Here is an 11,588-nt window from a genome sequence, read left to right as displayed (position 1 = left end):
GGACCCCCCCGCGGCCCCCCCCCCGCCCCGGCGGGGGGCCCCCCCGCGGCATGTTCCCGGCGGTGTGCCGGGAGGTCGCGAGCGTCCCGCCCGGGTGGCCGGACGCGGCGAGTCGCCTAGTACCGTGGCGTTGCTCGCCGAGCGTCCGGCCAGGTCCGGTCGAAAATGAACGGAGTTGTCATGAAGCTTGCTGTCATCCCCGGTGACGGTATCGGGCCCGAGGTCATCGCCGAGGCGCTCAAGGTGCTGGACGTCGTCGTGCCCGGCGTCGAGAAGACCGAGTACGACCTCGGCGCGAAGCGCTACCACGCGACCGGCGAGATCCTGCCCGAGTCGGTGCTGCCCGAGCTGAAGCAGCACGACGCCATTCTGCTCGGCGCCATCGGCGACCCGTCGGTGCCCAGCGGCGTGCTCGAGCGCGGCCTGCTGCTGCGCACCCGATTCGCGCTGGACCACCACGTGAACCTGCGCCCCTCGAAGCTGTTCCCCGGCGTCACCAGCCCGCTGGCGGGCAACCCCGACATCGACTTCGTCGTTGTGCGCGAAGGCACCGAGGGGCCGTACACCGGCACCGGCGGCGCGATCCGCGTCGAGACGCCGCACGAGGTCGCCACCGAGGTGAGCACCAACACCCGTTTCGGCATCGAGCGCGTCGTCCGCTACGCCTTCGCCAAGGCGCAGGCGCGCCGCAAGCACCTCACCCTTGTGCACAAGAACAACGTGCTGACCTTCGCCGGGTCGCTGTGGCAGCGCACCGTCGACGAGGTCGCCGCGGAGTTCCCCGAGGTCACCACCGCCTACCAGCACATCGACGCGGCGACCATCCACATGGTCAACGATCCCGGCCGCTTCGACGTGATCGTCACCGACAACCTGTTCGGCGACATCATCACCGATCTCGCGGCCGCGGTCAGCGGCGGTATCGGCCTGGCGGCCAGCGGCAACATCGACGCCTCGGGCACCAACCCGAGCATGTTCGAGCCGGTGCACGGCAGCGCCCCCGACATCGCGGGCCAGTCGAAGGCCGACCCGACCGCCGCGATTCTGTCGGTCGCGCTGCTGCTCGAGCACCTCGGCAACGCCGAGGCCGCCGCCCGCATCGAGGCCGCCGTCGCCAAGGACCTGGCCGCGCGGTCCGGCGCGTCGTCCACCGTCGAGGTCGGCGACCGCATCGCCGCTTCGGTCTGAGCGATCGACCGCGGATCCCCGCGCCCGCCCGTGGCGCGGGGATTCGTCGCGCTCGAACCGGTTACCCTCGGGTCGAGTGCGGAACAGGGAGACCAGGTGGCCAAGCGACGGACGAGCCGTAAGCCGGAGCCGGGTCCCTACACGATTCGGGACCTGCACGCGCTGCCGAATGGCAAGAGTTTCGAGCTGGAGGACGGCTGGCTCGTCGAGGTCGACCGCGGCGCTCGGCACAATCACGTGGCGCAGCGGCTGGCGCGTTTCCTCGACGTCGCCGCCGACGTCGAGGTGCACGTCTGCCTCGGCGGTGGTTGGGAAGTGAGCACGCCGGGCGGTATCCGGAAACCCGACATCGTCGTGGTGCCACGCGAAGTGGTGCGCTCCGCCATCGTCGCCGACCCGCCGCGGTTGCTGCCCGGCTCCGAGGTGCAGCTGGCCGTGGAGGTGATCGCGCCGGGGACCGGCAGCGAGCGCACCGACCGGGTGCGAAAGGTCAGGGAATACGCGGCCGTCGGCATCCGGCAGTACTGGATCGTCGAACACCATCCGCACGTGCGCATCCACCCACTCGTCCTCGACGGCGATATCTACCGCGCCCACCCGCCCGTCGGCCCCGGTTCGACACTGCGTGCGAACATCGGCCACCACAACCACTTTCGCGTCGAGGTGGACCCGGCGGCGTTGCTCGAGGTGTGAGTAGCGTTCGCCCGCAGCGGTTTACGCTCGAGCCGTTCTTCGGTCCGACCCGGCGCGTACTCCAATCGAGCCCGTCATAGGTACGGAGAATGCCGTCGAGGCGTGCGATGTGCTTCGGCGCGGCGGATTTCGGTCGGCCGTTCGCAGGGGAGGCCGCGCCCCGCAGAGCGCGGGCGGGACAGTCTCGCGAAGAGGGCCATGGTTGGCATCGATGATCGGCTACCGCGTGTGCGCGAGGTCGGTGCGCCGCAGCGGGATTCGTTATGTGTCCGCGTGACCCTGTCAGTCGAGGGCCACGGCGCGGTGCGGAGGGCGTCCCGGTCGTTGCCGACGGGGACGCCCCCCGGAAGCAGCCGATCAGCGCGGGGTGCGGCTGTCGGTGGGGACCAGCGGGATGGCGGCGGTGGCCAGGGCTGCGGCGGCCAAGTAGGCGGCGGGGAAACCGCCGACGGTGATCAGAGCGCCGAAAACCGGTGGGATGGCGGCGATCGCGAGGTTCTGGCCGGTGTTCTGGATGCCGAGTCCGCGCCCGCTCCAGTATGGTCCCGCGATCTCGGCGACGGCCGTGAAGGCGAGGCCGTTGTCGGACACCGTGATCACCGAGGCGGCGATAAGCAGCGGGATGGCGGCCCACCACCACTGCGTCCACGCGCTCAGACCCAGTGCGGCCATGGACAACACGGCGGCGATGGCCACCGTCCGCAGCGGACCGAGCCGACTGCCGACCCGGTCCGACCACGCGCCCGCGCCGATTCGGCCGAACGCACCGAGGATTTGGGTCACGGTCACCAGCGCCCCCGCGGCGGGCAGCGACCAGCCGATGTCGCGGTGCAGCCACAGCAGCGCGAAGGTCCACACCACGCCCTGCGGCACACACAGCAGCACGGACACGGCGTGGATGCGCCACAGGGTGGTGTCGCCGCGATACGGATTGGCCCGGTCGACGCCCTTGCCCTCCGGGCGCGGCGGATCCACGATGCCCAGGTAGCAGCCCGCCGCGGCGAGGCCCGCCATGATCGCCGGCACCAGGATCGCGGTCGAAATGCCTTGCGCCGCAGCGACCGCGGGCACGGCGAGCGCGCCGACGCCGACACCCAGGGGTTGCGCGGTCTGCCGGATGCCCATCGCCAGCCCCCGCCGCTCCGGCGGGAACCAGCCGACGATGACGCGACCGCTGGCGCCGTTGGTGCTGGCCGCACCCGCCCCGCCGAGGAACAGCAGCGCACCGAGGGCGATGTCGTTGGTGGTGACCGCCGCCGCGGCGCCCGCGGCGAACATCACCAGCGGTCCGCCGACCAACACTTTCCGCTCACCGATCCGGTCCACCACGTAACCCCACGCGATCAGCGTGCAGACCAACCCGACGGTGGGCATCGCCACCAGCAGACCCGCGGCGGGCAAAGACATTTTGCGCGCGGTGAGCGCGGGCAGCAGGAACGGGGTGCCGTGCACGAACACCGCGCTGGCGGCCTGCGCGAAGACGCCGAGACCGAGCATGGACCACCGTCGTCCCGCGCGTACTTCTGTCACGGTCGCCATGGGCCACACCTCGAATCTCATAATATGGAACTCAGATCTCACTGAGTGAACACCGATGCTTACGCTACACCCGTGCGCGACCCGATTTCTCGCCGGACGGCATTCCGGGGCCCGCCGCCGCGCCGATCGGACCGCTCGGTCGGGTGCGTTCGGGCAGGTCGATGCCGGTCGATAGACTTCGGGGCATGCGTCTAGGTCGAGTTGCCAGTCCCGATGGGGTCGCGTTCGTCAGCATCGAGGGGGAGGACAGCGACAGCATCGCCAAAGAGATCGCGGAACACCCGTTCGGTACGCCGACGTTCACCGGACGGAGCTGGCCGCTGGCCGACGTGCGCCTGCTCGCGCCGATCCTGGCCAGCAAGGTGGTGTGCGTCGGCAAGAACTACGCCGCGCACGCCGCGGAGATGGGCGGTCCCGCGCCGGAGGAGCCGGTGATCTTCATGAAGCCGAGCACCGCGATCGTCGGGCCCAACGCCCCGATCATCTTGCCGCCCAGCTCCTCTCAGGTCGACTACGAGGGCGAACTCGCCGTCGTCATCGGCCGCCCGTGCAAGGACGTGCCCGCCGCCCGCGCCAAGGACGTGATCCTCGGCTACACCGTCGCCAACGACGTCACCGCCCGCGATCAGCAGCGCCAGGACGGCCAGTGGACACGCGCCAAAGGGTATGACACCTTCTGCCCGCTCGGCCCGTGGATCGAAACCTCGCTGGACCCTTCGGATCTGGAGATCGTCACCGAGCTCGACGGCGAGGTCCGCCAGCGCAGCCGCACTTCGCTACTGCTGCACGACATTCCGAAGCTGGTCGAATGGGTGAGCACGGTCATGACGCTGCTTCCCGGCGACGTGATCCTGACCGGAACACCGGAGGGCGTCGGCCCCGTCCAGAACGGGCAGCAGGTGTCCGTCACCGTCGAGGGTCTCGGAACCCTCACCAATCCCGTTGCCGCCAAACGCTGATCGAAAGAGAGCCATGACTGAAGTACGGGTCCGTTTCTGCCCGTCACCCACCGGTACACCGCATGTCGGCCTGATCCGGACGGCGCTGTTCAACTGGGCGTACGCCCGCCACACCGGCGGCACCTTCGTCTTCCGCATCGAGGACACCGACGCGGCACGCGATTCCGAGGAGTCCTACCGCGCCATCCTCGACGCGCTGCGCTGGCTCGGCCTGACCTGGGACGAGGGTCCCGAGGTCGGCGGGCCCTACGGCCCTTACCGCCAGTCGCAGCGCCGCGAACTGCACCTCGACGTTGTTCGCAAGCTGCTCGAGGCGGGCGAGGCCTACGAATCCTATTCCACGCCAGACGAAGTCGAGGCGCGCCATCTCGCCGCCGGCCGGGATCCCAAGCTCGGCTACGACAACTTCGACCGCGACCTGAGCGCCGAGGCCGTCGCCGCCTTCCGCGCCGACGGCAGGGCCCCGGTGATCCGGCTTCGTATGCCCGACGAGGACCTCACCTGGCACGACCTGGTACGCGGCGAGACCACCTTCAAGGCGGGCTCCGTGCCCGACTTCGCGCTCACCCGCGGCAACGGCGACCCGCTCTACACGCTGGTCAACCCGGTCGACGACGCGCTGATGAGGATCACCCACGTGCTGCGCGGCGAGGATCTGCTCTCCTCCACGCCCCGCCAGCTGGCGCTGTACGCCGCGCTGCGCCGGATCGGGGTGGCGGAGTTCACCCCGGAGTTCGGCCACCTGCCGTTCGTCATGGGGCAGGGCAACAAGAAGTTGTCCAAGCGTGATCCAGAGTCGAATCTGTTCGCCCACCGCGACCGCGGATTCATCCCCGAGGGTTTGCTGAATTACCTGGCATTACTCGGTTGGGGCATCGCCGACGATCACGACGTGTTCTCGATGGCCGAGATGGTTGCCGCCTTCGACATATCGAAAGTGAATTCGAATCCGGCGCGTTTCGATCAGAAGAAGGCCGACGCGCTGAACGCCGAGCACATCCGATTGCTGGAACCCGGTGATTTCGCCGGCAGGCTGCGCGAGTTCCTCACCGAACACAACCACATCGGCGCCGAGGTGGACGAGAAGGTGTTCGCCGCGGCGGCGGAATTGGTGCAAACCAGAATCGTGGTTCTGACCGACGCCTGGGAACTCTTGCGATTCCTGTTCGCGCCTGCCGAAGAGTTCGCCATCGATCCCGCGGCGGGCGCGAAGAATCTGGGCGCGGACGCCGTGCCGGTACTCGACGCCGCGCTCGCCGCGCTGGAGCCTTTGGCGTCCTGGACCACCCCGGCTATCGAAGAGGCGCTGAAAACCGCGCTGATCGACGATTTGGGGCTCAAACCGCGCAAGGCTTTCGCGCCGGTGCGGGTCGCGGTGACCGGATCGCACATCAGCCCGCCGCTGTACGAGTCGCTGGAACTGCTCGGCCGCGAGACGACGATGGCTCGGCTGGCTGCCGCGCGGCAGTGGACCGCTCCCGCCGACTGAGATCTACCTCACGCCCGCTCGGACCCGAGCGTGCCGTGGACGGATGACCGTCCGGCGGTGCGCCCGGGTCCGAGCGGGTCGCCGGGACCGGTTCGCTCGACGTGCGCAGGCTGGCCCCGGACCGCGATTTCGGCCGAAAACATGGCTCTGACCAGCCGATTTGTAGTTTACCGGTAGGGGTTTGGTAATCTCTTTCTCGGCCGGAACGCGGCCCCGAAGTCAGCCAGACGGCGGGGTCGAAAGACTGGTCACTGGGGTATGGTGTAATTGGCAACACAGCTGATTCTGGTTCAGCCATTCTAGGTTCGAGTCCTGGTACCCCAGCGGAGAATGTTGTTCGTCTCTCGGTTCGCGACCGAAAGTGGTTCAGCATCCGGCGATTTGGTCGCCGAGCTTCGGTCAGCTAAACTAACCGAGCTTCCAAAGATCGAAAGATCAACGGAGATCATCACGAAAGTGAATGATCAGTCCTGGCCCCGTCGTCTAGCGGCCTAGGACGCCGCCCTCTCAAGGCGGTAGCGCGGGTTCGAATCCCGTCGGGGCTACGCAAGTGGAAGGCCCATGCTCATGGAGAGCATGGGCCTTTCTTGCTTCGCAGGTGTTTTGTGGGGGTGCGACCCCCACGCCCCGCCCGGAGGGGCTTTGCCCCCCGGACCCCCTTGGCGGGTGGTCCCGTTTGGTGTGGGTCGTCGCTTCGAGTCTTTGCTTGGGTTCTCGGACGTGTTCTGTGCTTGGGCGGCTTTTGGGTGAGCGTGGCCGGATTCGGTTGTTCGGCGTTCGCCGGTCCTCTCTGCGGTGTGGGAAGGAAGCGGCCGGGCGGGTCGTCTGTGACGAGCGGTTGGTGTGTTCGTGGGGGCTTTCTCGGTTCGCGGCGTGTCCAAGAACGGATCGAGCCCGACGGTCAGGCCCGGCCGACCGCCGATCTCCCGGACACCGAGCAGCACGCCCGGGGCGAAGGAGGAGCGGTCGATCGAGTCGTGCCGGCGCAGGGGGCGGCCCCTGGGTGGCGTTCGCAGCCTGCGGTGTGTTCACGGGCTAGACGGGGGCTGCTGGTGTCCCGTCACGAAGGTTGGCCACGCGATTCGATCGTTAGCCACCCCAGTCGGCCCACCTGCCACCCCAGTCGGCCCACCTGTCACCCCAGTCCGCCCGCCTGCCACCCCCGGTCGGATCACCGGGCGCGCATGTCGGGTGGATGAGGGTCACAGGCAGTCGGTCTGGCCGGATGGAAGGGGCCTTCAGGCGGTTTGCCGTGCCGACCATTCTGGACGCGGCATTAGGTGCGCGCAGCTTGGCGGGCTGTGGCGAGGAGCAGTAGGCCGATCGCTGTGGGCTCGACTTCCCTTTGCCCTCGCTTGGTGGTCCAAACGGTGTCCGTCGCGGGCAGGCGTGCGTCACGGAGGCGTTTCTGGGCGTCGTAGAAGCGGCCGGGAGGACGTGGTCCAAGGAGGTCGTCACGCGGTTGGTGGGGGTGTGCCGGAGGCGGCCCTAGGGGCGGGCGATGTCTTGGCCGTGCACGATGATGTCGACCAGCGGGTCGAGGGGCCAGCGCCTGGGGCGCGGCGGGCGGAGGGTGACGATTCGCGGAGCTGGGCGATCAGCTCGGTGGGGGTGAAGTCGGCGGTGCGGGTGGGCGCTGTAACTCGTCGGCGCGCCGAACTACGTGCGATGTATTCGGAGACGATTCGGAGCGAGGAAATAAAGGACGGGGCGCCTTCGAGGGAGTCGCGGATGATGTGCCGTTCGCGATCCCTGGCGCCCCGTTCCGGATGGGTGGTTATCCGCTCTTGCGGCGGAACTCCCGCTTGTGGCTGGCGTTGCCGTGCGCGGCGGTCGCCTTCGAGTGGCCGTCCAAGTGGTCGGTCGACTTGGCGTGCTGGGCGTTCTTCTTCTCCAGCGCCTCGCGGAACTTGCGCTTCACATCTTCGGCACTGCCGTTGGAACTACCCGATTCCGTCATCGCCTGCTCCTCGTCGTCGCGGCCGCGGCGCAGCGCCACCCGCTGGGCGGCGCTGCCCGGCCGAATCGTGTCGAACGACTCGACGCTAACGCGCGACAGCGCCGATGTCAGCTCGATTTTCGATGCGGAGCGCGCGATCCGGGCGACACAGCCGGACGAACGCCGCCAGTAGCCCGCGCGTGGCCGGAGCGAGCGCGGAGGTATGCCCTAGTCCAAGGCGTTGGCGGTGGTGCCGCCGAGCGGCAGCGCGGGCAGGCCGAGCTTGCGGTGATCCCAGCTGCGTACCCGCTCGGGCACCACGCGCACCGCGACCCGCTTGTTGAGCATGTTCTCCACCAGCGGCCGAACCTCTTCGCTGTAGGGGCCGGTGTAGCGCTCCCAGACGCTCACGCCGACCGCGAACAGCCGCTCCGGGTCGTCGATGATCTCGGCGCGGCCCTCGATGGACACCCCGCGCAGCTGGTCGTAGGTCTGCCCCCCCTCGATCATGCAGGTGACGCGCGGATCGCGGCGCAGGTTCACCGCTTTCTGCGATTTGGCCTTGGTCTCGAACCAGATCTCGCCGTCGATCAGCGCGTACCACATGGCGGTCAGGTGCGGCCTGCCCTGCGGACCGAGGGTGGCCAGCGTCGCGATGCGGCTGCGCTCCAGGAACTCGGCGATCTCGGCGTCCGACATGACGATCTGCGCCCGTTGGTTGACTCCCATGGGCCAACTCTAGAGAACGAATCTGAAACGTGTTACAGGCGCTTGTGCAGCGCGTCCGCGGCGGCGACCAGATCGGCCGCCCAGCGTGCGCCGGGCCTGCGGCCCATTCGGTCGATCGGGCCGGAGACCGAGACCGCGGCGATCACGTTGCCCGCCGTATCGCGCACCGGCGCCGAGACGCTGGCCACGCCCGCGGCTCGCTCGGCCGCGCTCTGCGCCCAGCCGCGCTTGCGCACTTCGGCGAGTGCGCGCTCACCGAATACCGCGTCGGCGAGAATGGTGCGCTGCAACTCCGGATCCGCCCAGGCGAGCAAGACCTTGGCGGCTGAGCCCGCGGTCAGCGGTAGCCGCGCGCCGATCGGCACGGTGTCGCGCAGGCCGACGGGCGGTTCCATGGCGGCGATGCAGACCCTGGCGCCGCCGTCGCGGCAATACAGCTGGACGCTCTCGCCGGTGATCTCGCGCAGCCGGGGCAGAATGGCCGCCGCGGCCTCCTGGAGCGGATCGGTGGCGCCCGCCGCGAGTTCGGCGAGGGCCGGACCCGGTCGCCAGGTCCCGTTGTTGTCGCGAGCGAGCAGACGGTGCACCTCGAGCCCGACGGCCAACCGGTGCGCGGTGGCCCTCGGCAGGCCGGTACGGGTGCACAGCTCGTTGAGACCGCAGGGGTGCTCCGCGACGGCATAGAGGACTGCCACTGCTTTGTCGAGGACGCCGATACCGCTATGCTGTCTCATAGAACGATATTAGCGTCTCGGATATTGAGATAGTCAAACTCCGCCGAGAAAGCCGCCGCCGAGGCGAGCGGCCAGGGCGGGGCGGCACGGTCGAGATGTCCGTCGACCCGAATCCACAACTCTGTGCAGCAGGCGCCGCGCACTCAGCCCGAATCGCGCGGCCCCGCTGCTCGTCCGAAAGGTGATCGAGAATGGCCGACCGCCCACGCACCCTGGCCGAGAAGGTGTGGGATCAGCACGTCGTAGCCCGCGGCGAGGGTGAAGGCGCCTCGCGCGAGCCCGATCTGATCTACATCGATCTGCACCTGGTGCACGAAGTGACGAGTCCGCAGGCCTTCGACGGACTGCGGGCCGCGGGCAGGCCGGTGCGCCGCCCCGACCTGACCATCGCGACCGAGGACCACAACGTCCCCACCATCGATATCGATAAGCCGATCGCCGACCCCATTTCCCGCACCCAGGTCGAGACGCTGCGGCGCAACTGCGCGGAATTCGGTGTCCGGCTGCACCCGATGGGCGATCTGGATCAGGGCATCGTGCACGTGGTCGGTCCGCAGCTCGGCCTGACCCAGCCCGGCACGACCGTGGTGTGCGGCGACAGCCACACCTCCACGCACGGCGCGTTCGGCGCGCTGGCGATGGGCATCGGCACCAGCGAGGTCGAACACGTGCTGGCGACACAGACTTTGTCGCTGCGCCCGTTCAAGACGATGGCCATCAACATCGACGGTCAGCTGCCGCACGGGGTCACCAGTAAGGACGTGATCCTCGCGGTCATCGCCCAGATCGGCACCGGCGGCGGCCAGGGCTATGTCCTGGAGTACCGCGGCGAGGCCGTGCGCGCCATGTCCATGGAGGCGCGGATGACGATGTGCAACATGTCCATCGAGGCGGGCGCTCGCGCCGGCATGATCGCGCCGGACGAGGTCACCTACGAGTTCCTGAAGGGCCGCCCGCACGCGCCCGAGGGCGCCGACTGGGATGCCGCGGTGGCCGCCTGGGACGCGCTGAAGACGGACGAGGGCGCCGTTTTCGACGCCGAGGTGCACATCGACGCGAGCAAGCTGACGCCGTTCGTCACCTGGGGCACCAACCCGGGTCAGGGTCTGCCGCTGGGCGAGACCGTGCCCAACCCCGCCGAGATTGCCGACGAGACGGTGCGCGAGGCCGCGGAGAAAGCGCTGCGGTACATGGATTTGGAGCCGGGAACTCCGCTTCGGGAGATCCCGATCGACACCGTATTCGTCGGATCGTGCACCAACGGACGCATCGAGGATTTGCGCGCTGTGGCCGGGATTTTGAAGGGACGGCGCGTCGCCGACGGCGTGCGAATGCTGGTTGTACCGGGCTCGATGCGGGTTCGCGCGCAGGCGGAAAAAGAAGGATTGGGCGAGATTTTCACCGCGGCGGGCGCCGAATGGCGGCAGGCCGGTTGTTCGATGTGCCTGGGAATGAACCCGGATCAGCTTTCGCCGGGCCAGCGCTGCGCCTCCACCTCGAACCGCAACTTCGAAGGCAGGCAGGGCAAAGGCGGGCGTACCCATCTGGTTTCCCCGCTGGTGGCCGCCGCGACGGCGGTCCGCGGAACTCTGTCCTCGCCCGCGGATCTGAACTGACGCCGCGCGACACCCACTACGTATCCAGGAGAATCTGATGGAAGCCTTCACCGTGCACAAGGGGATCGGCGTGCCGCTGCGTCGCTCCAACGTCGACACCGACCAGATCATCCCGGCGGTCTATCTGAAGCGGGTCACTCGAACCGGATTCGAGGACGGCCTGTTCGCGGGCTGGCGAACAGAGCCCGACTTCATTTTGAACACCGAGCCGTACAACCGGGGTAGTGTGCTGGTTGCGGGCCCGGATTTCGGTACCGGTTCCTCACGCGAGCATGCCGTATGGGCGCTGTCGGACTACGGCTTTCGGGTGGTCATCTCGCCTCGATTCGCCGACATCTTCCGTGGCAATGCGGGCAAGGGCGGCCTGTTGGCGGCGCAGATGTCACAGAACGATGTCGAATTGCTCTGGAAGATGATCGAGGAACAGCCGGGTCTCGAATTGGTAGTGGATCTCCAGGCGCGCACCGTGACGGCGGGAACCGTCGTGTTGCCGTTCGATATTGATGACTACACCAGGTGGCGCCTGCTCGAGGGATTGGACGACATCGGTCTGACACTGCGGCGTAGCGACGTCATCGCCGAGTTCGAAAAGGCAAGGCCGACTTGGAAGCCCACCACCCTGCCCGCCCATATTTCGCAGGCGTAATCAATCAGGTGCGATAGCTGGACGTCATGGCGAGCGGTAGCTAGACGTGTGCTAAA

At 68.3% G+C, this 11,588-nt stretch carries 10 protein-coding genes, 2 tRNA genes and 1 pseudogene; 8 read left to right on the top strand and 5 right to left on the bottom strand.

The window, feature by feature from the left end; genetic code table 11:
- The first annotated feature begins 180 nt into the window (after positions 1–180).
- Positions 181–1,188 carry a 3-isopropylmalate dehydrogenase gene (locus AB0H49_RS21670; protein ID WP_354999253.1) on the top strand — a complete coding sequence of 336 codons (1,008 nt, stop codon included), beginning with the start codon at positions 181–183 and terminating at the stop codon, positions 1,186–1,188.
- Between the two features lie 96 nt (positions 1,189–1,284).
- On the top strand, positions 1,285–1,881 hold the full coding sequence (locus tag AB0H49_RS21665) for a Uma2 family endonuclease (RefSeq protein ID WP_357253829.1): 597 nt from the start codon (positions 1,285–1,287) through the stop codon (positions 1,879–1,881).
- 357 nt (positions 1,882–2,238) lie between these two features.
- On the opposite strand, the gene AB0H49_RS21660 is transcribed toward AB0H49_RS21665, so the two are convergent.
- Positions 2,239–3,420 (bottom strand): MFS transporter, encoded by a 1,182-nt coding sequence (locus AB0H49_RS21660; RefSeq protein WP_357253827.1) that lies wholly within the window; start codon positions 3,418–3,420, stop codon positions 2,239–2,241.
- A 185-nt stretch (positions 3,421–3,605) separates the two neighbouring features.
- Here AB0H49_RS21660 and AB0H49_RS21655 point away from each other — a divergent pair, with 185 nt between their 5' ends.
- From AB0H49_RS21655 to AB0H49_RS21640, 4 genes are all read left to right on the top strand, one after another.
- Entirely contained in the window at positions 3,606–4,379 is a 774-nt protein-coding gene (locus AB0H49_RS21655) for a fumarylacetoacetate hydrolase family protein (protein ID WP_357253825.1), read from the top strand.
- 13 nt (positions 4,380–4,392) lie between these two features.
- Positions 4,393–5,868 (top strand): glutamate--tRNA ligase, encoded by a 1,476-nt coding sequence (gene gltX / locus AB0H49_RS21650; RefSeq protein ID WP_357253823.1) that lies wholly within the window; start codon positions 4,393–4,395, stop codon positions 5,866–5,868.
- 252 nt (positions 5,869–6,120) lie between these two features.
- Positions 6,121–6,192 (top strand) — tRNA-Gln (locus AB0H49_RS21645).
- Positions 6,193–6,340: 148 nt separating this feature from the next.
- A tRNA-Glu gene (locus AB0H49_RS21640) sits at positions 6,341–6,413 on the top strand.
- Positions 6,414–6,743: 330 nt separating this feature from the next.
- Here the strand turns inward: AB0H49_RS21640 and AB0H49_RS21635 are convergent.
- The 4 genes and pseudogenes from AB0H49_RS21635 to AB0H49_RS21620 form a co-directional block, all read right to left on the bottom strand.
- Positions 6,744–6,851, bottom strand: a pseudogene (locus AB0H49_RS21635) (4-hydroxy-tetrahydrodipicolinate reductase); the annotation flags it as partial.
- A gap of 794 nt (positions 6,852–7,645) precedes the next feature.
- Positions 7,646–7,828, bottom strand: coding sequence for a DUF5302 domain-containing protein (locus AB0H49_RS21630; protein WP_354999258.1), 183 nt, complete (start codon positions 7,826–7,828; stop codon positions 7,646–7,648).
- Positions 7,829–8,035: 207 nt separating this feature from the next.
- A complete protein-coding gene (locus tag AB0H49_RS21625; RefSeq protein ID WP_357253821.1) occupies positions 8,036–8,536 on the bottom strand; it encodes a PPOX class F420-dependent oxidoreductase in 501 nt (166 codons plus the stop codon).
- Positions 8,537–8,568: 32 nt separating this feature from the next.
- Positions 8,569–9,270: an IclR family transcriptional regulator gene (locus AB0H49_RS21620; protein ID WP_067781941.1), complete on the bottom strand. Its 702-nt coding sequence runs from the start codon at positions 9,268–9,270 to the stop codon at positions 8,569–8,571.
- Between the two features lie 191 nt (positions 9,271–9,461).
- Between AB0H49_RS21620 and leuC the strand changes: the two genes are divergently transcribed.
- Positions 9,462–10,886 (top strand): 3-isopropylmalate dehydratase large subunit, encoded by a 1,425-nt coding sequence (gene leuC, locus AB0H49_RS21615; RefSeq protein WP_354999260.1) that lies wholly within the window; start codon positions 9,462–9,464, stop codon positions 10,884–10,886.
- Positions 10,887–10,923: 37 nt separating this feature from the next.
- Positions 10,924–11,532: a 3-isopropylmalate dehydratase small subunit gene (gene leuD, locus AB0H49_RS21610; protein ID WP_354999261.1), complete on the top strand. Its 609-nt coding sequence runs from the start codon at positions 10,924–10,926 to the stop codon at positions 11,530–11,532.
- Positions 11,533–11,588 lie beyond the last annotated feature (56 nt).

This window comes from Nocardia sp. NPDC050713 (genome assembly GCF_040654315.1).
Lineage (GTDB): Bacteria > Actinomycetota > Actinomycetes > Mycobacteriales > Mycobacteriaceae > Nocardia.
Note: the sequence above shows the minus strand (reverse complement) of the source record. Positions and strands in the feature narration are given on the sequence as shown.